The 20,464-nt window shown below is 56.9% G+C and carries 17 protein-coding genes and 4 tRNA genes; 8 read left to right on the top strand and 13 right to left on the bottom strand.

Annotated elements, in window-relative coordinates; translation table 11 throughout:
* The first annotated feature begins 10 nt into the window (after positions 1 to 10).
* Positions 11 to 1,885, top strand: coding sequence for a hypothetical protein (locus FY550_RS09245; RefSeq protein ID WP_149054495.1), 1,875 nt, complete (start codon positions 11 to 13; stop codon positions 1,883 to 1,885).
* On the opposite strand, the gene FY550_RS09240 is transcribed toward FY550_RS09245, so the two are convergent.
* From FY550_RS09240 to uvrC, 6 genes are all read right to left on the bottom strand, one after another.
* Positions 1,868 to 3,025 (bottom strand): tyrosine-type recombinase/integrase, encoded by a 1,158-nt coding sequence (locus FY550_RS09240; protein WP_070977642.1) that lies wholly within the window; start codon positions 3,023 to 3,025, stop codon positions 1,868 to 1,870. The genes FY550_RS09245 and FY550_RS09240 overlap by 18 nt on opposite strands.
* A 166-nt stretch (positions 3,026 to 3,191) precedes the next feature.
* Positions 3,192 to 3,278: transfer RNA gene (locus tag FY550_RS09235), tRNA-Leu, on the bottom strand.
* Between the two features lie 61 nt (positions 3,279 to 3,339).
* A tRNA-Cys gene (locus FY550_RS09230) sits at positions 3,340 to 3,413 on the bottom strand.
* Positions 3,414 to 3,422: 9 nt separating this feature from the next.
* Positions 3,423 to 3,497: transfer RNA gene (locus FY550_RS09225), tRNA-Gly, on the bottom strand.
* Between the two features lie 87 nt (positions 3,498 to 3,584).
* Positions 3,585 to 4,133 (bottom strand): CDP-diacylglycerol--glycerol-3-phosphate 3-phosphatidyltransferase, encoded by a 549-nt coding sequence (gene pgsA / locus FY550_RS09220; RefSeq protein WP_070977641.1) that lies wholly within the window; start codon positions 4,131 to 4,133, stop codon positions 3,585 to 3,587.
* 60 nt (positions 4,134 to 4,193) lie between these two features.
* Complete coding sequence (gene uvrC / locus FY550_RS09215) at positions 4,194 to 6,011, bottom strand: excinuclease ABC subunit UvrC (protein ID WP_149054494.1); 1,818 nt, start codon at positions 6,009 to 6,011, stop codon at positions 4,194 to 4,196.
* Positions 6,012 to 6,158: 147 nt separating this feature from the next.
* Between uvrC and FY550_RS09210 the strand changes: the two genes are divergently transcribed.
* Both FY550_RS09210 and FY550_RS09205 read left to right on the top strand, forming a co-directional pair.
* A tRNA-Ala gene (locus FY550_RS09210) sits at positions 6,159 to 6,234 on the top strand.
* 159 nt (positions 6,235 to 6,393) lie between these two features.
* Positions 6,394 to 6,720, top strand: coding sequence for a hypothetical protein (locus tag FY550_RS09205; protein WP_070977640.1), 327 nt, complete (start codon positions 6,394 to 6,396; stop codon positions 6,718 to 6,720).
* 69 nt (positions 6,721 to 6,789) lie between these two features.
* Here FY550_RS09205 and argF read toward each other — a convergent pair whose 3' ends face one another.
* Positions 6,790 to 7,710, bottom strand: coding sequence for an ornithine carbamoyltransferase (argF, locus tag FY550_RS09200; RefSeq protein WP_070977639.1), 921 nt, complete (start codon positions 7,708 to 7,710; stop codon positions 6,790 to 6,792).
* A gap of 340 nt (positions 7,711 to 8,050) precedes the next feature.
* On the opposite strand from argF, the gene grxD reads away from it, so the two are divergent.
* The gene (gene grxD / locus FY550_RS09195) at positions 8,051 to 8,401 is read left to right on the top strand and encodes a Grx4 family monothiol glutaredoxin (RefSeq protein ID WP_070977638.1); all 351 of its coding nucleotides are present in this window, start codon (positions 8,051 to 8,053) and stop codon (positions 8,399 to 8,401) included.
* 89 nt (positions 8,402 to 8,490) lie between these two features.
* Here grxD and rnt read toward each other — a convergent pair whose 3' ends face one another.
* Complete coding sequence (gene rnt, locus FY550_RS09190; protein ID WP_070977637.1) at positions 8,491 to 9,150, bottom strand: ribonuclease T; 660 nt, start codon at positions 9,148 to 9,150, stop codon at positions 8,491 to 8,493.
* Positions 9,151 to 9,443: 293 nt separating this feature from the next.
* On the opposite strand from rnt, the gene FY550_RS09185 reads away from it, so the two are divergent.
* The 3 genes from FY550_RS09185 to FY550_RS09175 all read left to right on the top strand — a co-directional run bounded on the left by FY550_RS09185 (position 9,444) and on the right by FY550_RS09175 (position 12,143).
* Complete coding sequence (locus FY550_RS09185; RefSeq protein WP_070977636.1) at positions 9,444 to 10,664, top strand: argininosuccinate synthase; 1,221 nt, start codon at positions 9,444 to 9,446, stop codon at positions 10,662 to 10,664.
* A gap of 85 nt (positions 10,665 to 10,749) precedes the next feature.
* On the top strand, positions 10,750 to 11,058 hold the full coding sequence (locus FY550_RS09180) for an HlyU family transcriptional regulator (protein WP_070977635.1): 309 nt from the start codon (positions 10,750 to 10,752) through the stop codon (positions 11,056 to 11,058).
* A 29-nt stretch (positions 11,059 to 11,087) separates the two neighbouring features.
* Complete coding sequence (locus tag FY550_RS09175; RefSeq protein WP_070977634.1) at positions 11,088 to 12,143, top strand: tRNA-queuosine alpha-mannosyltransferase domain-containing protein; 1,056 nt, start codon at positions 11,088 to 11,090, stop codon at positions 12,141 to 12,143.
* Positions 12,144 to 12,153: 10 nt separating this feature from the next.
* On the opposite strand, the gene FY550_RS09170 is transcribed toward FY550_RS09175, so the two are convergent.
* Complete coding sequence (locus FY550_RS09170) at positions 12,154 to 13,554, bottom strand: N-acetylmuramoyl-L-alanine amidase (protein WP_233350317.1); 1,401 nt, start codon at positions 13,552 to 13,554, stop codon at positions 12,154 to 12,156.
* Positions 13,555 to 13,952: 398 nt separating this feature from the next.
* Between FY550_RS09170 and FY550_RS09165 the strand changes: the two genes are divergently transcribed.
* Entirely contained in the window at positions 13,953 to 14,609 is a 657-nt protein-coding gene (locus tag FY550_RS09165) for a C40 family peptidase (RefSeq protein WP_070977633.1), read from the top strand.
* Between the two features lie 60 nt (positions 14,610 to 14,669).
* Here FY550_RS09165 and nth read toward each other — a convergent pair whose 3' ends face one another.
* The 4 genes from nth to metG form a co-directional block, all read right to left on the bottom strand.
* Positions 14,670 to 15,308, bottom strand: coding sequence for an endonuclease III (gene nth / locus FY550_RS09160; RefSeq protein WP_070977632.1), 639 nt, complete (start codon positions 15,306 to 15,308; stop codon positions 14,670 to 14,672).
* 31 nt (positions 15,309 to 15,339) lie between these two features.
* Entirely contained in the window at positions 15,340 to 16,398 is a 1,059-nt protein-coding gene (locus FY550_RS09155; RefSeq protein WP_070977631.1) for an RnfABCDGE type electron transport complex subunit B, read from the bottom strand.
* A 119-nt stretch (positions 16,399 to 16,517) separates the two neighbouring features.
* On the bottom strand, positions 16,518 to 18,101 hold the full coding sequence (locus FY550_RS09150; protein ID WP_070977630.1) for a sensor domain-containing diguanylate cyclase: 1,584 nt from the start codon (positions 18,099 to 18,101) through the stop codon (positions 16,518 to 16,520).
* 139 nt (positions 18,102 to 18,240) lie between these two features.
* Positions 18,241 to 20,322: a methionine--tRNA ligase gene (gene metG / locus FY550_RS09145; protein ID WP_070977629.1), complete on the bottom strand. Its 2,082-nt coding sequence runs from the start codon at positions 20,320 to 20,322 to the stop codon at positions 18,241 to 18,243.
* Positions 20,323 to 20,464 lie beyond the last annotated feature (142 nt).

Raw genomic sequence — 20,464 nt, 5'->3', positions numbered from 1 at the left:
GATAATTATCATGAACCAGGCCGAAGCATTGAAATCGTCTTTTGATGAGTTCGTTAACGCCTACAAAAATAACAACGGCAACGCGGTCCTCCCGGACCTCGCATCTCTACGCTCCTATAATCCTCAAAAGGATGGCGAGAGGGTTGTACTGAGCTGCCACACGTATACCGGCTACGGTGGCGGTACATTTATTCACGTCCCGGGTGACACTAGTACAGTTGATGACGGCGGTGCCTTTATCGTGACCGCTAACGGCGACCGATTCAAACGGGAATGGGGCACTGAGGACATCGGCAATGTTCTCGCTTGGGGTGCCGACCCAACCGGACAAAACGATTCAGCCGACGCTTTTCAGCGAGCCATTGATTCACAACTTACGGGCACGATTATCGTGCCTAATGAGGGTGTGTACCTGCTTGATAGGCCAGTAAAATTCTGGCTCAAGGATGATAAAGGTAAACGCAGCAAGCAGGCTCGTATGGTGTTGCGCTCGAACATGTGGAGCCATTTTGGCTTCTTTAAGAACCGTGCAGCGATCAAACCATCATCTGAGCTGAACGGCGCCATGTTCACTGGGGTCTACATGGCTGATGGGTTGGCCTTTTTTGGTCCTGATAATAGCAGGGACGGAAACAGCTACCATGCCTTGGAGTTGGACGGTTACGTCAACAAGGTTACCCGCTGCACATTCAACATGCCGGATGACGGTATTCGTGCCGGGGCCGGGGCTAATATCGATATCATCGAATGTCACTTCATTGGCTGCACGAACAATATCCATGCGTACAGCGGCGGCATTGTGACAACCTATACGGTCGAGCGCTGCCTGTCTCAATACTGTAAACACCTTATGCGCTCAGAAGGGCAGCTTTGGGGCTCACGCTTTTCCCATAATACCTGGGAACAATGCAGCGATGCCATGGTTGTCGGCAAGGTTATCTTCAATTGCGGCTTTATCGGTAATTGGACCGAAGGGGGTGGAGGTTCCGAGGATGATCCAATCCAAGTAGTGTACCCACTAGATGCGCAACAGTTCAGGGATTGCTGGTCGGCAGGTAACAACTTTCATGGCGGTAATTGGGTCAACCCATTTTTTACCGACATTGCCACAGATGGAGATAATAACGACCTCACCAACGGCAAGATGGGCGGTGTGTCTACAGATAGCAACAAAGTACAGGTGACTGACAGCACGGGCCAGGCGATGCACCTGACCACTGGCGGGGTTTACCAAGGTCGTGATGACTGGTCTCCCATCGGGCCGCTGGTGATCCGTTCCGACTGGACAAAGTACGGCGACTGCCCGATTGAATTGCAGGCAGCCGATGACGTGAAGCTGATGCCTCGTCACAGCGCCAAGAACGTCACCGTCAAACACGACGAGGACGAGGGTGGCGTGTTTCGTGGCAAGCTCCGGTTATTGAAGGCCATCGATACTGATGACAGCGGCGAGGAAACCGGACGCCGATATGAATGGCTTGAACAGGCGTGGGATGGCGGAGACGCACCACTCCCTGGACTTGTCGGTAAATCTGAGGTGGCTAAAGATTCGACCGCATACATCGGCGTCCGCGCTCAAGCTTACGTGACCCAGGCTGATACCGCCACCGGGGTCGGCATGTTTGAATCGCTGGACTGGTCTACAGAAGGCGAAGTGGTACTGCATACCGCTTTCTCGATGGATAACCCGATTATCGATGTCACGGTTGAGGATCGGGGTATCCAATTCGATGGTGTTGGATACGTCGAACCTGGTAGAGACGGTGGCAATCGCTGGGCGAATGGCGTAACACTCTATTTTGTCGAACGCGGTACAGGAAACCCTAAAACCCCGCAAGGCTTCTGGTTTAGTCTTAATCTGTACAATTCACAGCACGGATTCTGACTCAGCTAGCTGATCTAGATAATCAGCGTACCATTGCATCATGCGCCGCCTGTCTTCGAGATAGGCGGCCTTGTTGTAAACCCCTGACACACCTTTTTCCTTGTGAGCCAGTTGAGCTTCTATGTGGGCATGAGGCCACCCGTGCTCGTGGAGCAGGGTACTGGCTGTGTGTCGGGAGCCATGCCCTACCAACTTACCTTTATACCCGATAGTACGAATGACTTTGTTGATCGTGCCATCACTCATTACCGGGTTTTCTCCGACGCCCGGAAACAGGTAATCCGAGCGTCCTGTGCGTTCATGCAGCCGACGCAGGTCATTCAGGGTTTGCGACGGCAACGGAACAAGGTGGTCGCGGCGTGTCTTCATGCGTTCGCCCGGAATCGTCCACAGTTCCTTCTCCCAGTCTATATCTTCCCACTTCGCCCATCGGATCATCCCGGGTCTCGATGCGGTCCTCAGCAGCATCCATGTCGCTGTCATAGCCAGTGTTCGGCAGGGCGACGCATGGAGTGCGTTCAGAAACTCGGGTAACTCACTCTCAAGCAGGTGCGGGTACTGCTTCTCATCTACCGGCAGCGCCACGGTATTCAGCTCGGATGCAGGGTTCAATTCGCACAGGCCCTGTGCAATGGATCGAGAGAATATCTGGTTAAGCCAGACCCGTACTTTCGATGCTATCGAACGGGCGCCGCGAGATTCCAGCCGACCCTGTACCTTCACGCAGTCCTGACGGGTAACCTGATCGAGAGGCTTGTCCCCGATCTCGGGCAGTATGTCCTTATCCAAGTACAGACGCATCTGACGAACAGCGCTAGGGGCGCGGCCCGAATCCAGCTTATGCTGATACCAGTCCTCGGCAGCGACCCGGAACAGTATCGAATCGGGCTTTTCCTCTATGCCGTTCAGGGCCTGGCGCCGGGCGTCTTTGGCTGACAGAGCAGGGTATTTCCCCAATGTCTTCCATGCCCACTTACCATTGGGTTTCTTGTACCTGAGCATCCAGGTCTTGTACCCGGTCGGGTTCACGCGCAGGTACAGACCGTTGCCGTCGTGCTCACGGTACTCGCGCTCTTCAGGCTCAAGCCCGGCAATGGTGGTGTCTGAGAGGGGGCGCTTTCTGATTTCGCTGCGCTTCATGTTCCGCTTCCGATCCGTGTACCTCTAACCGAGACGGTACACACGCGGTACAGAATTAGCAACGGTGAGATGGTGTGGGCCAAGCATTCTCAGTCATCGAAAACGCCTGAATACCACGTCATTGCGGGGTTTAGAGTGATTCTGAATGATAGGGAAGGAGAGACGATGGTGCCCGGAGCCGGGATCGAACCGGCACGACCTTGCGGTCGAGGGATTTTAAGTCCCTTGCGTCTACCTGTTCCGCCATCCGGGCAATGGTGTAATCAATGCCTGCCGAGAGGTAGTCACTGAGGCGGATGATGAGGTAAGCGAAATGGAGGCTGGAGCCGGAATCGAACCGACGTACGCGGAGTTGCAGTCCGCTGCATAACCACTCTGCCATCCAGCCCGATTTCGATGGAGCGGGAAACGAGATTCGAACTCGCGACCCTCGCCTTGGCAAGGCGATGCTCTACCACTGAGCTATTCCCGCTGAACACGGATGCGCATTATACCGGCCGCGCTACATGTGTCAACGTGATGACGGAAAAATGCCAGCGTAGCATGCATTTACCCGAGGCTAGAGCGAGCGGGTCAACTCCGACCAGGCTGCACGCAAATACTGAATCATTGACCACAGGGTCAGCATGGCTGCGATGTAGAGTACAGCAATGCCAAGCCATGCGATCAGGCTGCCGGGAGGGAAGCATAGCAGCAGCAGGATGGCGATCATCTGCAAGGCCGTCTTGTACTTGCCGATCTTCGAGACGGCGACATTGGCACGCTTGCCCAGTTCTGCCATCCACTCCCGTAGTGCTGAAATAACGATTTCACGACCGATGATGACCAGTGCCGGCAGTGTCATCAGGACATCGTCATAACGCTCGATCAGCAGGCCCAGAGCAATGGCCACCATCAGCTTGTCGGCGACCGGATCGAGGAAGGCGCCAAAAGAGGTGCTCTGGTTCCAGAGACGGGCGAGATAACCATCAAACCAGTCGGTGATCGCCGCCAGCCCGAACAGCAGGGCGGCCAGCGGGAAGCTCCACCACCATGGAAGGTAGAAGGTCACTACCAGCAGGGGGATCAGGATGATTCGCATCAGGGTAAGGAGGTTGGGAATGCTCATGTTGCGTATCGTGTCCTGGCCGGTTTTGTGACTGTGGGATTCTAACGCTGTACGGACGGCTCAGCCATGCAGGGCCTGATGAATCTGACTGGCCAACTGATTGCTGATGCCCGGGACTCTTGCCAGATCATCACGTGAGGCATTGCGTACCCCCTGAAGTCCGCCAAAGAAACGGAGCAATTCTCGTCGTCGTTTGGGGCCAACGCCGGCAATATCCTGCAGGGTAGACGTACGGCGCTGTTTGTCACGACGCTGGCGGTGGCCGGTGATGGCAAAACGGTGCGCCTCGTCGCGGATATGCTGAATCAGATGCAATGCGGGGGAGTTGCCTTCCAGTGAAAGGCTGCGATCGATGGTATCGATAAACAGGGTTTCCAGACCGGGCTTGCGCGAGGTGCCCTTGGCCACGCCCAGCAGCATGATGTCGTGTATATCCTGAGCCCTGAAAACCTCGCGTGCCATGTTGAGTTGTCCCTTGCCGCCATCGACAATCAGTACATCAGGGCGTTTGGCTTCACCGTTACGAATACGACGGTAGCGTCGTGTCAGGGCCTGTTCCATGGCGGCATAGTCATCGCCGGGTGCGATGTTCTCTATGTTGAAGCGTCGATAATCGGATTTAACCGGTCCATTCTGATCAAAGACCACGCAGGAGGCCACCGTGGCCTCACCATGACTGTGGCTGATATCGAAACACTCCAGCCTTGCTGGTGTTTCATCAAGCCCGAGTGCTTCACGCAGATGACTGAAGCGGTTACTCAATTGCTGACGGCCGGCCAGTTGGGTGGCCAACTGCTGTTCGGCATTGGTGCGTGCCAGCTCCAGCCACTGGGCCCGATGGCCACGCACCTGGTGTGCCAGTCGGATGCGTCGGCCAGCCTTTTCGGAGAGCGCCGCACGCAACAGCTCTGGATCATCTGAAGCATGAGAGGTCAGAATCTCATCAGGAATTTCGCGCTCCTGCCCCAGATAATACTGGCTGACGAACTCGCTGAGCAGGGCGGCAGCGGGCAGGTCGAGCTCATTGTCGGGGGCATGGTGGCGGGACCCCAGTACTCGGCCCTGGCGAATTGACAGCAGGCTGATGCAGAGCCCTCCCGGCCGTTCGGCGAGCGCGAAAACATCGGCGTCTCCCCCTTCGGTATCCACCGATTGACTGGTCTGCAGGCGTCTGAGCTGCTGAATACGATCGCGAAGAAAAGCAGCCTGCTCGAAATCAAGGGCCTGGCTGGCCTGTTCCATTTCAGTATTGAGCTGTTCGGTAACCTGATCGCTCTTGCCTTCCAGACACATCACTGCGTGTTCGAGATCGCGTCGATAGGCATCCTGACTGATATAACCAACGCAGGGCGCCGAGCAGCGGTTGATCTGATACTGCAGGCAGGGCCGGGTACGGTGGGCGAAAACGGTATCCTCGCAGTTGCGGATGCGGAAGATCTTTTGCATCAGTGCCAGGCTTTCCCGCACCGCCCCCGAACTGGTAAAGGGGCCGAAATAGCGCCCATCTTCGCGCTTCTGACGCGAACGGCGAAACTCCAGCGCCGGGTAGGGATGGCGGTCACTTAAAAAGACGTAAGGATAGGACTTGTCGTCCCGCAGCAGGATATTATAGGGAGGTCTGAGTGACTTGATCAGCGTCTGCTCGAGCAGTAACGCCTCGGTTTCACTGCGAGTAACCGTTACCTGAATATCGGCAATGCGGCCCACCAGTGCCTGGGTCTTGGCATTGAGACCACTGTTGCGAAAATAGCTCGACAGTCGCTGACGCAGCCGGCGTGCCTTGCCGACATACAGCACGTTGCTGCTCTCGTCGAACATGCGATAGACGCCCGGGGATTCCGTGACCGTTTTGAGAAATTCACGCGCATCGAAGCTCACGTCAGTGTCTGTGCTCCGCATCAGATGACTGTTGATACCGCCATTTTATCAGACCATTTGTACTCGCGTGGCTGACATTGCAACATGAAACGTATGTTGTGGCATTGACAGGGCCGGAGTGGAGACGTAGTATTTGCAACCGTCAACGGGGCCTTAGCTCAGCTGGGAGAGCGCAACACTGGCAGTGTTGAGGTCAGCGGTTCGATCCCGCTAGGCTCCACCAGAATTGATAAAAGCCGTTCGGTAAAAATGTACCGAACGGCTTTTTTATGTTTATGTTCGACAGGAATAGTGACCTTCAGCAGGTTATCGCGTCCACTCGGGCTCTCTGATAGCTTCATTGACAGGATAAGGGATCGCTTTCGAAAGAGGAGGGGAGCCCATGGTCAGATATCCCGTTCATGTGCCGGGGTCGAGCTACAGGGGCAGAGACAAGCGAAAGCTGCGTCAGATCAGCCACGATAACGCCGTGTCTACCCGTCTCGAAAATCACATCAACCGATTACTGAGCAGACAGACCGAGCCGCTGCAGGTCTATGAATATCGTCAGCTCGCAATGGATACGGGCATTCCCGAGGATAGGGTACGCAGCCTCTGTCAGGGGTTCGGGGGTGACCAGAACGGCTTTACGGCCATGCGCGCTGACCTTGATCCATCAGAGGCTGGGGGGTTGCCTGACAAGAACGCCAATGACGACGTCGGGCAATAAGATTCGAATGACGTCTGGTGCCCGCTTGCTGCCGTCAGCGCTTGAACGATGGCAGCAAGCAGAGGGCATTCAGTCGTCGATACGGCCCAGTAGCAGGAACTCGATCAGGGCCTTCTGGGCGTGCAGGCGGTTGCCTGCTTCCTGCCAGACCACGGCGCGTGGATCATCGAGCAGGGTTTCGCTGATCTCTTCGCCTCGGTGAGCAGGCAGACAGTGCAGAAAGATAACCTCGCTGCTGGCAGCATCGAGCATGGCCTCGGTGACCTGAAAGCCATGGAAGGCAGCTTCTCGAGAGGCCTGCTCGCTTTCCTGGCCCATCGAAGCCCAGACATCGGTGGTGACAAGGTCGGCACCTGCCGCGGCGGCCATCGGGTCGCGCACGATGGTCACGCAGTCGCCGGCGGCTTCAAGCAGCGCCGGATCGGGGTCGTAACCCTCGGGACAGGCGATGCGCAAATTGAAATCAAAGCGCCGAGCAGCATTGATCCAGGAATTGCACATGTTGTTGCCGTCGCCCACCCAGACAGCCGTCTTGCCGGCCACCGGGCCATGGCATTCGGTCCAGGTCTGGATGTCGGCCAGCAGCTGACAGGGGTGATAGTCATCACTCAGGGCATTGATGACGGGAATGCTGCTGGTCTGGGCAAAGGTGTCCAGCCCGGCATGAGAGAAAGTGCGAATCATGACCAGATCGACCATCTCTGATAGCACGCGCGCGGTATCACCGATCGGCTCGCCGCGGCCCAGTTGGGTATCTCTGGATGAGAGGAACAGGGCATGACCGCCGAGCTGCGCCATACCGGTTTCGAACGATACCCGAGTGCGGGTCGAGGATTTCTCGAAAATCATCGCCATGGTTCGACGCTTCAACGGGGCATATTCCGGCCCGTTGTCTTTCAGGCGTTGCTTCATGGTGATGGACCGGGCAATCAGATATTCCAGTTCCTCGGTGCTCAGATCCAGCAGTGTCAGAAAATGGCGTGGCGCCATGGGCCTCTGCTCCTGTCCCATACATCAGGGTGATGATTGGCATTTCCGGCTGTCAGGCGGCCGGTATGAATGAAAAGAGCGCCACGGCTGAGTGAGAGCTGCGGCGCCCGGAATCATGGCAAACAGTTGCCCCTGCCTTGATCTGCCGGGCAGGCTCGAGGCCGATGGCCGATCACAAGGGGCATGACGATGTCATGTCATCGTATCCGCCGCTCCTGACCGGCGCAACAATGCCCGGGGCTGTAATGCACCGACTCTGACGCGTACAATCATCACCATGTGACGACCCCATGCATCCGGCTATCCGTAAGCCGAGCCAGACGTTGCGAGGATTATATTCATGAGTGAGACCATCGATACCATCAAACAGCAGATCGCGGAAAACAGCATTCTGCTCTATATGAAAGGCACGCCCCAGCTGCCTCAGTGCGGCTTCTCTGCGCAGGCGGTACAGGCCCTGATGGGTTGCGGTGAGCGTTTTGCCTTCGTCAATATCCTGGACAATCCGGACATTCGTGCCGAACTCCCCAAGCATGCCAACTGGCCGACCTTTCCTCAGCTGTGGATCAACGGCGAGCTGGTAGGAGGATGTGACATCATCGTCGAGATGTATCAGAACGGCGAGCTGCAGCCGATGGTTAAAAATGCGGCAGCAAGTGCCGAATCGGAATCCGAAGAGGGAAGTGCCTGAAAAGGACGCTGACCTTTTCGGTTGCGAATGGATTGAAAACGCCCCGCCTGATGGCGGGGCGTTTTTTCTGCCGGTTCAGCAGCCGTTGTCTATTCATCCATGCTCTGTTCACGCAGTGCCAGATCCCAGCCTCCCAGGTCGCGAAAGCGATTGACGATGGCACAGAACAGTTCGGCAGTGCGTTCGGTATCGTAACGCGCTGAATGAGCGGCCTGATTGTCAAACTCGATGCCGGCAGCCCGACAGGCACGGGCCAGCACCGTTTGACCGTATACCAGCCCCGAGAGCGTGGCAGTATCAAAGCTTGAAAAGGGATGGAAAGGATTGCGGCGAATATTGTTGCGACGTACAGCGGCGTTAAGAAAACCGTGATCGAAGGCTGCGTTGTGACCCACCAGAATGGCACGATTGCACTGGGTGGATTTAACGGCCTTGCGGATCGGTTTGAAAATCTCGCTCAGAGCGCTGGCCTCATCCAGAGCAGCCTCTTCCCGCAGCGCACTATCAAGCCGGATGCCGGTAAATTCCAGCGCCGAAGGCTCGATATTGGCGCCCTCGAAGGGGCGAACATGAAAGGCATGAGTTTCCAGAGGCATCATCTGCCCCTGCTCATCCATGGTCAGGGTAACGGCTGCTATTTCCAGCAGGGCATCGGTTTCGGCGTTGAATCCGCCAGTCTCGATATCAATGACCACGGGCATAAAGCCGCGAAAGCGGCGTGACATCAGCTGGGCAGCAGGGTCGCTCATGAATGCGTACTCCTGTTGTCCTGAGGCGATCCGGCACTCGCTTGCGCAGGGCTCGCGACGCCAGGTGGCAAGTGCCGACGATGTTTGCATGCAGCTACAATGATAGGGTTGGCCGTCACGTTGCGCCTTATCGTTCGTGAGGAAATGGTGCCTGGACGGCAGGGTGCCAATAGTGTAGCAGTTGCAGACAGGTAGCGTCCCCACCACCGGTGTTCGTGCCGAAGGTGCGACGATATAATCATCTGTCAGGCGTTTTCATGCGCCCTTTATCACTCGTCAGCAAGGAGCCAGGCATGTCGGATGTCAGGAAGGTCGTGCTCGCCTACTCGGGTGGGCTGGACACCTCGGTAATCGTCAAATGGTTGCAGGAAACCTACGGCTGCGAGGTGGTGACCTTCACGGCCGACCTCGGCCAGGGAGAAGAAGTCGAGCCGGCCCGTGCCAAGGCGCAGGCGCTGGGAGTGAAGGAAATCTACATCGAGGATCTGCGCGAGACCTTTGTTCGCGACTATGTCTTTCCGATGTTTCGTGCCAATACGGTCTATGAGGGCGAGTACCTGTTGGGGACCTCGATCGCCCGACCTCTGATCGCTCGCCGACTGGTCGAAATCGCCAATGAAACCGGCGCCGATGCCATCGCGCATGGTGCGACCGGCAAAGGGAACGATCAGGTGCGTTTCGAACTGGGCGCCTATGCGCTCAAACCGGGTGTAAAAGTGATTGCACCGTGGCGTGAATGGGACCTGACATCGCGTGAAAAGCTGATGGCATATTGCGAACAGCACGAGATTCCGGTCGATTTTGCGCAGAATAAAAAGAAATCACCGTACTCCATGGATGCCAACCTGCTGCATATTTCCTACGAGGGTGGCGTGCTGGAAGATCCCTGGACGGAATCCGAAGAAGAGATGTGGCGCTGGAGCGTCAGTCCGGAAGCGGCCCCCGATCAGGCGACCTATCTTGATCTGAGTTTTGAAAACGGTGATGTCGTGGCCATCGATGGTCAATCGATGCAAGCGCATGACATTCTCTCGTACCTGAATCGGGTGGGGGGAGAAAACGGTATCGGGCGTCTGGATATCGTGGAAAATCGCTATGTCGGCATGAAATCGCGTGGCTGTTATGAAACGCCCGGTGGCACCATTCTGTTGCGTGCCCATCGAGCCATCGAATCGATCACGCTGGATCGCGAGTCAGCGCATCTCAAGGATGAGCTGATGCCGCGCTATGCCGAGCTGGTTTACAACGGCTACTGGTGGAGCCCCGAGCGACGCATGCTCCAGGCGGCTATCGATCAGTCCCAGATAGTCGTCAACGGGGTGGTGCGTCTCAAACTGTACAAGGGCAATGTCATCGTGGTGGGCCGCCAGTCGGAAGACTCACTGTTTGATGCATCGATCGCCACGTTCGAGGATGATGCCGGTGCCTACGATCAAAAGGATGCGGAAGGTTTCATTCGACTCAATGCCCTGCGTTTGCGGATTGCCGCCAGCCGCGGTCGGTCGAATGACTGACGTCTCGTCATCCTGCTCGATGTAATTGATATCCGGCGACTCGCCCGAGTGGGAGTCGCCGGATTTTATTATCAGGAGATCGATCATGTTGAAACGTTTGTTATCGGGGCTGATGTCCGGTAGCCGCCCGGCACCGGATAATGGCAGTGAAAGCGAAGCGGCCGAAAGCGTGGAGTATCGCGGCTACCATATCATTCCGGAGCCGCAGAAAGTCAGCGGGCAGTATCGGGTCAGTGGGCGCATCCAGCGGGTCGATGCCGACGGGCAGGTGCAGGAGCAGCGCTTTGAGCGCTCCGATACGGTGCCTGATCGCGATGGCTGCATCGAGCTCATCCGACTCAAGGCCGAGCGCTATATTGACGATCACGGTGAGCGGGTTTTCGAACAGCGCTGAATGACCATTAACGTCTGCTACTTTTGTCCATGAAAGCATTGTTGTTATCGGCTTATGCGGCGGCCAGTCACCGCTATTGGGCGCGTAGCCTGATCGAACATCTATCGGAAATCGACTGGACGCTTCTGGAGCTGGCGCCGCGTCACTTTCAGTGGCGCATGCGTGCCAACCCGTTACTGTGGTCGGCTTACTCACACGAAACGCTCAGCCGCCATTTTGACCTGGTGGTTGCAACTTCCATGGTGGATCTGGCGACGCTGATCGGGCTGTATCCGCACCTCGGTCGGGCGTATCGGGTGGTCTATTTTCATGAGAATCAGTTCGCTTATCCCATCGGTTCGGACCAAACCTTTCGTCCCGAGCCACTGATGGTCAATCTCTATAGTGCCCTGGCGGCTGATCAGGTGCTGTTCAACAGTGCATGGAATCGTGACAGTTTTCTCTCGGGCGCCAGAGGTTTTCTTGCCCGCATGCCTGATCGACTTTCGCCCGATGCACTTGATCGAATGGCAGGTGACAGCGCCATATTGCCGGTGCCCCTGGAAGGCGCGGCAGCCAGGCCGGCGGAGACTCGGCCGGCTCGCCTGATCTGGAATCACCGCTGGGAGTATGACAAGAATCCGGAAGATTTCTTTACTGCCTGCCGAGCGCTGGCGGCAGAGGGTATCGATTTCGAGCTGGTTATCATGGGTCAGCAGTTTCGTCGCTCACCTGCCGTGTTCGAGCAGGCGCGCGAGGAGTTCGCCTCATTCATTGTCTGCTGGGGCAGTCAGTCACGACCCGAGTATCTGCGCCAGTTGAGTGAAGGCGGTATTGTAGTCTCGACTGCGCTCCATGAGTTCCAGGGGTTGGCTGTCATGGAAGCGGTACAACATGGTTGCCTGCCGCTGGTGCCTGATCGCCTCTGCTTTCCGGAGTGTTACGCTCCCCAATATCGCTACGATGGTTCAATAAAAGCGCTAACCGAGCAGCTCACTCAATGGCTGACAGTGCCGACCTGCCGTCCGATTCCGCCGGATATTTCACCATGGCACTGGGATGAATTACTGCCCGCTTATCGTGATGCACTATTGACTCGGGCATGAGCGGCAGCGGTCATGCGCTGGGGATGGTCAATGATTCTCCTACCCTGAGTACACTCCCCTGGGCCAGGTGATTGACGCGTCGCAATGCCTGCAGGCTGACGCCATATTGATGGGCAATGCCCGAGAGCGTATCGCCACTTTGCACCTTGTAGTCATCTTTCCCGCGCCGGGCAGCAGCTTCGGCAATGGGGTCGGGATGCTCCCGACGCCACGCCAGCAGACTGCCCATGGGGGGCGTCTTGCGAAAATGAGCCTCGATGCCATGGGCTATGGCATCAGCCAGCTTGCGACGAAAAGACGACGACTCAAGACGTGCCAATCCGTGCGCATTGGACAGGAAGTCGGTTTCGACCAGTAGCGATGGAATATCCGGAGAGCGCAGGACGGCGAAATTGGCCTGCTCGACATCCGATTTGTAGACCGGATTGACCTTCCTGATGGCACTGATCATGTCCTCGCCAGCTTCCAGTGAATCGTTGACCTTGGCTTCAAGGCTGAGATCGAGCAGGGTACGGCGCATCAGGGCGCTACGACCTTCGAGATCGAGCGAGCCGCCATTGCCGAGCATGGAAGCGTGATTCTCCTTGCGCGCCATCCAGCTGGCCATGGTCGAAGTGGCCCCATGCCGAGATAGAGCGAAGACCATGGTGCCGCGTGGATTGGAGGAGTCGACCGTATTGGCATGAATGGAGATAAAGAAATCGGCATTATGCTTGCGCGCCTCGCGTACCCGACCTCGCAGGCTGACAAAGGTATCGTTATCCCGGGTCAGAAAGGCCCTGAATCCATCCTGCCTGTCGATATCCCGGGCGACATAACGGGCAATCGGTAACACCAGATTCTTTTCCATGGTGCCATCGGGGGCGATGGCACCCGAGTCCTTCCCACCATGCCCGGGATCGATTGCAATCACGATATCGCGTAGATCGTCAGGAGGCGTGGCAGTACTCTGATGGGTTTCAGAGTGGGCAGAGGCCTGTGGTTTTCCCAGGGTCAGGATGACGCGCCGTCCGTTACTGGCACTCTCAAGCTGAATATCATCCTCGGTAAATGATCGGGTCATATCCAGCACAAGGCGAAGGTCATGACCATGACGAATGCCGTGACGAATGTCCTTGATGGCATCGGATTGGATGGCATCGAGCGACGGCGTATCACCAGGGCGCGTATTCGGCAGATCGATGACGATTCGAGCGGGATGATCGAGTACGAATGAATCGGGATCGACCGGAGCAGAGGTATCCAGGATCAGTCGATTCTGGCCGTTTCGCCTGTCGAGTTGTGCGCTATTGAGTTCTCCGGCCGATGCAGCAAGGGAAAAAAGAGCGCACAGCCATAGAGCCACAATAGCGCCTGTACGAATGGAGACTGTCTGGCGCAGGAAGCGGCGCCGTTCATGCCAATTGTTCATCTTGTACACTGAATCGCTCTTCGAAACCGGACATCGCTGTTGTAATGAAACATGGGTCAGCAAGGCATTTCGGCAATTTGAGCAGAGAGTGGTTCCATCCAGGGGTGAATCGATGCCCTGATGAGGGGCGATGAGTTTAACCTGCAAAATTGTGTGACGTCATGCCTGGCCTCCCTCTGTTCTCGGCAGTGGTCAGAACATGCCTCGCTGTTTTTTTCCATGCTGAAACGTGGCAAGGTTATCGCTGCCATGCAGCGGTGATCGCATTGTGCAAGCCGTCAATGATCATGAGATCAACAACATATCATTGTCGGTTCGAATGGATTCAGACCCTTGCCTTGCCTCGGAGGGCGGCCATCACCGCATCAGCCCATCATGATTCTGCGATAGATTTGAATATGCGGTGCGTTACCATTCTGCTGTGTCTGATTGCGACACTGTCCTGGTGTCTGCCGGTCGAGGCACGGGACACTCACTCCTTCAGGCACCCCCCGTCTTCCGGATCACCCCATTCGCTGTATCACCTGGTAGCGGCACGCGAGCGTGTCAGCCTGAGTTTTCTGCAGCGTTATCAGCAGATACGCCATCGGGCGATTCAGACGTTGATGGCGCAGGTTGGCGTGCCCTATCAATGGGGCGGCGAGTCACCCAGTACAGGGTTTGATTGCAGCGGTCTGGTCTATTTTGCCTATCAGCAGCTGCTGGCCATCGATCTGCCACGCACGGCCAACGGGATGTATCATTTTTCCGCTGCCGAACACGTCACCCGTCATAAGCTTCAACGGGGAGATCTGGTTTTTTTCCGCATCCACAGTGGCCCCGCGGTGGCCGACCATGTCGGGGTCTATCTGGGCAAGGGGCGTTTCATTCAGGCGCCACGTACCGGTGAGCGTATTCATGTCAGCTCGCTGAACAATAGCTATTGGCGGCAGCATTATCTCGGTGCCAGACGGGTATTATCGCTGCGCAACATCGCTTTCGATCGGGTCAGCAGAGAGACCCGACCGGCCCAGGCGAGTGTAGCGTTGCCGACCAGCATCGCCGATCAGGGATGATGTGATGACGGCGTCAGGTGGCTGACCATGGCTTCGGTTCTTGCAGCAGGGCGTTGACTGTCATTCGATTTCGACCTTATCGGGGTATTCGCACAGATCCTCGATGACACAGCTGCCGCAGCGGGGCTTGCGAGCCAGGCAAGTGTAACGCCCATGCAGAATCAGCCAGTGATGGGCATCACGCCTGAACACCTTCGGTACGACTTTCATCAACTTCTGTTCGACTTCGCTGACGTTTTTTCCTGGTGCGAGTCGAGTGCGGTTGGCGACCCGAAAGATATGAGTATCCACGGCAATGGTGGGCTCGCCGAAAGCGGTGTTCAGGATCACATTGGCCGTCTTGCGACCCACACCGGGCAGGGCCTCAAGCGCCTTACGCTCACGAGGCACTTCTCCTTCATGTTTTTCTACCAGCTGTTCACACATGGCGATCAGGTGTTTGGACTTGTTGTTGTAAAGGCCCAGTGTCCTGATATGCGATTTCACTCCTTCCAGACCCAGCGCCAGAATGGCTTCGGGCGTATTGGCCTCGGCAAACAGTCGGGCCGTTGCCTTGTTGACGCCGACATCAGTGGATTGGGCGGAGAGGGCGACTGCTACCAATAGTTCGAAGGGCGTTTGCCAGTTCAGTTCAGTGGTCGGTTCGGGATTGGCTTCGCGCAGACGTTCGAAGATGCGGTAGCGCTTGTCATTGTTCATTGGCAGTCGGTCAATCTCTGTAGGGAACGGGTCAACTATCGAGCGTCAATGCCTGATCAAGGGAGGCCACTGCCCGTTGATGCATGTCCTCGGCTTCCTCGAGAGTCGCCCGGGCTTCCTCGCGATCGGCATCACTACCCCGTCGTTCGGCATGACTGAGCTGACGGCGGGCACGCTGACGTGCCTGATCGGCCGCGGAAATCGCCATACGCAGGCGATTGAGCGTAGCCGCATCGCTTCCAGTGTCTGCCGCTGCCTCCGATGAGGCGGACTGACGAGGCTCGGCTTCATGCTGGGCATCGATATCTGCCAGTCGTTGTCGGGCACGTGACAGTTCGGCTTCGATCGAGGCGGTTTCCTGATCCTGCTGTCGAGTTCTTTCGAGACGTTGCTCCAGACGACGTACCGCTGCCCGGGCGGCAGCACGGGCGGCTCTCGTACTTCGTTGATCGCGTACCGGACGCGCGGAGGCACTGGTGGTGATCGGGCGTTCCGATGGCTTGGCGACGGACTCGGTGGGCGAACGCTCACTACGGCGACTCATGCGCTCTCGCCGACGCGCCTCACGGTCGGCCTGCTTGCGTTCAAGACGCTCGTTGCGCGCGTGAAAGCGTTTTCGGCCCAGTGCTGCCCGATGCTCCAGCCAGGCTTGTTGCTCGTGCTCGTCTTCGGCCTGTTCCCACCCGGGATGGGGGACGATATCAATACAGTCCACCGGACACGGGTCGATGCAGAGTTCGCAACCGGTGCACTCATGTTCGATCACGGTATGCATCCGTTTGGCGGCACCCACGATGGCATCTACCGGGCAGGCGCGCAGACATTTGACGCAGCCAATGCACTCATCTTCACGAATAACAGCCAGTTTGGGGCGTTCTGCACTCTGCTCCAGCGGAACTTCCGGGCGATCCAGCAGCTCGGCCAGCGCCTTGACCGTGGATTCGCCCCCGGGCGGGCACTTGTTGATGGCTTCACCTGCCGCGATGGCTTGTGCATAAGGCCAACAACCGGGGTGGCCGCACTTGCCACACTGGGTCTGAGGCAGTTGGCGGTCGATCTCTTCAACGGTAATAGTGGGGAGCTCGCTCATGGAAATGCTGTATGCAGCGGAAGGATCCAGTTCTTTCGACTCCGGTTCGAATCGGAAACAATCATGAATTATACGTACAACGCTTCAGTGCATCGAGTCTTCGGTGTTAGCCCGTGCCCTCATGAGTGGGTGTCGAGTATCCTGAATTCGTCACGGTAATGAACACGGTTGCGGCCTGCCAGTTTGGCCTGATAGAGCGTCTTGTCTGCCTCTCGGACAAGTTCGCCTGGTAGGCATGGTGACTCGGGATCCTGTACGGCGAAACCGAGACTGATAGTAACAGTTCCAGCAATAGCCGAGCGTTCATGTCGTAACTCAAGCCGAGCCACAGCCAGCCTGAGCTGTTCGGCACGAGCCATCACGCTGTTCTCTGAACTGTTTGGCATGACTACGGTGAATTCTTCCCCGCCGCTGCGGGCAATGATTTCCCCCTCTGCGAGGCAGGCCTCCATGGCGTGAGCCACCTGTCTTAGACAACGATCACCTTCAGGATGACCATAGTAGTCGTTATAGGCCTTGAAAAAATCGATGTCGATGACAATCAGCCCCAGGGGCGTGCGATTCGGGCCGGAAGATGGCTGCTCAGAGGCAAGATACTGGTCAAGATAACGGCAATTATAGAGGCCGGTCAGGTGATCCCGTCTGGAGAGTTGTTCCAGACTCTCCGTCTGCGCCTGCTGATGTAGCAGCAGACACTGAAATTCCCGGGCCAGACTGCCGATTTCGTCCCGTCGGGCCAGCAGGGAAGCGGGGAGCCTGCTCTCGGGTGAGGGCTGCTGTCGACGCTCTCGTGTAAATCGGGCCAGCTTGCGGGTGGGTATAATGACCATACGCTCAAGCAACGCGAGTACGACTGTTATTACCATGATCAGCAGGACTGCCGTCCAGGATGTAGCAAAATGAAAGGTCCGCCAGTTGGCTGCAAAATCACGGCGGGGAAGCACGGCCTGCAGATCGAGCATGGTGCCAGCAGGGTCAGCCGGAAGCGGATGATTGATCATCAGCCGATCACGATCCAGTCGTATCAATTGCGGTAACTGCACGAAAGAGGGTTGCACAACGGCGTCCAGCGCTATATTGACGCCGGTCTGCTGACGAATCGACTTGAGCCAGTCATCATTCAGACGGCTGACGATGGTTAGCCAGCCCACGGTGGGGGCGGCATCGGGATCGGTCGGCAGAATCGAGCTGGTGGCTGCCATCATGGGAGAGGGCGTACTCAATAGCCATTGAGCGAGATCGGTATGCTGCTGCCTGACATGCGCCCGGATGACACGAACCACTTTCGCTGTCCAGGCGCACTCTCCAGTCGGAGTGCGGCAGCTACTATAGGACGCCGTAACCGGATCATAACCGGCCACCCAGATTGGTTTTCCCTGTAAATCCAGGTACACCATCATCAGCTGTCTGGTGTCCTCGAACATATCCTGACTGAAATTCTCTGCTGCGTAGTCAGGGCGACGTCCCAGTACAAAGTCGTAGCTGGCGTCCCAGTTGGCCCAGTCCCGAGTGATGCCACCGAGATTATCGAGATCGCTCTGAATAGCACTCCGGACCCTGGTCAGCTCCTGTTCGGCATACTCGTTTTCTCTTTCGATCAGGTTTGGATAGACCAGCCAGCGGGCAATCAATATCAATACCAGCAGTGCCAGGCAGGTCACCAGACCGATGGAAATCAGAAAACGGGTTCTCAATGAATGCATGCCGATAGGCTCTTTAATGGGCTCAGGGAACCATCGAAAAGAAAACTGCGCGACTGCAGTCTTATCGGCACGTGGGAAAAAATATTACAGCAGCCAAGGGAGGGATAGTGACGCCGGATTGCCCGGCGCCACCGCTGATTCAGCTGACGCGCATGCCGGGGAAGGCGCCGGCATCGGGGCTCAGCAGATAGATGCCATTGTCGTCTCCGGCAGCCAGGACCATCCCTTCGGAGATACCAAAGCGCATTTTTCGCGGTGCCAGGTTGGCAATCATGACCGTCAGCCGGTCTTCCAGTGCCTCGGGTGAGTACTGACTGCGAATACCGGAAAACACGGTACGTGTTTCGTTGCCAAGATCCAGCGTCAGTCTGAGCAGCTTGTCGGCGCCTTCGACATACTCCGCTCGAGTGATACGGGCAATGCGAAGGTCGAGTTTGCTGAAGTCGTCGAAGCCGATTTCGGGAGCAATGGGTGAGATTTCGACATCTTCTGCTGCCGCTTCGTTGCCGGTTCCTGGCTGATCCTCATTACCCAGCTGGCTGCCGGCCTTGAGTTTCTGCTCCGCGACCAGATCTTCCCTTGAGGCCGCCATCATCTGTTCGATGCGCTCGGCATCGACTCGGGTCATCAGCGGCTTGAACTTCTCGATGGGGTGATCGAGCAATAGCGTGCGTCGACTCTCCCAGTCGAGGGTGTCGACTCTGAGGAACTGTCGAGCAGCTTCGGCAGTTTGCGGCAGAATGGGGGCCAGATAGACCATCAACTGACGGAACATGTTGATGCCTGCCGAGCAGATATCCAGCACCTCCTGATCGCGGCCTTCCTGCTTGGCCAATACCCAGGGCTCGGCGTCGGCAATATAGGTATTGGCTTCATCTGCCAGCGCCATGATGCGTCGTACTGCATGGTTGAACTCGCGGGCCTCGAAATCCTCGGCGATGGCGTCGCCTTCATCGATGAAGCGCTGCAGCCGGTCGGCCTGGCTACACTGGGCTGAAAGCGTACCGCCCTGTTTTTTCACGAAGCCGGCGCAACGACTGGCGATATTGACCACTTTTCCTACCAGATCGGCGTTGACTCGATTGGTGAAATCCTCGAGGTTGAGATCGAGGTCGTCCACGCCCGGAGTCAGTTTGGCGGCGAAGTAGTAGCGCAGATACTCCGGATTGAGATGCTCGGCGAAGGTCTCGGCCTTGATGAAGGTCCCGCGGGATTTCGACATCTTGGCCCCATTCACTGTCACGAAACCGTGGCAGTTGATACCACTCGGCGTGCGCAGGCCTGCGCCTTCGAGCATGGCCGGCCAGAACAGGGCATGGAAGTAGACAATATCCTTGCCTATGAAGTGATAGACCTCGGCCTCGCTGTCCTTTTTCCAATAGTCGTCGAAATTGATCCCTTCGCGCTCGCAGAGATTCTGGAAGCTGGCGAGGTAGCCGATCGGGGCATCCAGCCAGACATAGAAATACTTGCCGGGGGCATCGGGGATTTCGAAACCGAAGTATGGGGCATCGCGAGAGATATCCCATTCGTTCAGCCCGGCCTCGAACCACTCCTGCAGCTTGTTGACGATCTGCGACTGGACATGCCCATCACGAATCCAGGTTTTCAGGAAATCTGCAAAGGCCGGGAGTCGGAAGAAATAGTGTGTGGAGCTGCGAACCTCCGGAGTGGCGCCGGAGATGGCCGACACCGGCCTGATCAGCTCGGCTGGCGTGTAAGTGGCACCGCATGCCTCGCAGTTATCGCCATACTGGTCATCGGTACCGCACTTCGGACAGGTGCCCTTGACAAAACGATCGGCGAGGAACATGCCCTTGACCGGGTCGAACATCTGTTCGATATCCCGGGTAGCGATATAGCCTGCCTCTCGCAGCGCGGTATAAATGCGTTCGCTGTGCTCTCGGTTTTCCGGCGAATGGGTCGAGTAATAATTGTCGAAATCGATGCCGAAACGAGCAAAATCCGCCTGGTGCTCCTGCGAGACACGCTCGATCAATTGCTCTGGCGTGACCCCTTCCTGCTCTGCGCGCAACATTACCGGCGTGCCATGGGTATCATCAGCACACACGTAATAGCACTCATGGCCGCGGCTTTTCTGGAAACGCACCCAGATGTCGGTCTGGATGTACTCCAGTAGGTGACCGAGATGGATCGAACCATTGGCATAGGGCAGGGCGCTGGTGACCAGAATCTGGCGCTTGGCGTTGGTAGTGGGCATGGCGTCTCGGTGGCTGGATCGAAAAACGGAGAACGGACATCATCAGGATGAAAACGCCGATTGTAGCCCGCATGGCCCATGGCTGCATCCATGGACATCCCGGGGGGCGGGTGACAATCAAGAGTATGGCTTACCTGATGGA

Origin of the sequence: Kushneria phosphatilytica (assembly GCF_008247605.1) — a bacterium.
Taxonomy (GTDB): domain Bacteria; phylum Pseudomonadota; class Gammaproteobacteria; order Pseudomonadales; family Halomonadaceae; genus Kushneria; species Kushneria phosphatilytica.
This window is presented reverse-complemented; position numbering and strand designations above follow the sequence as displayed.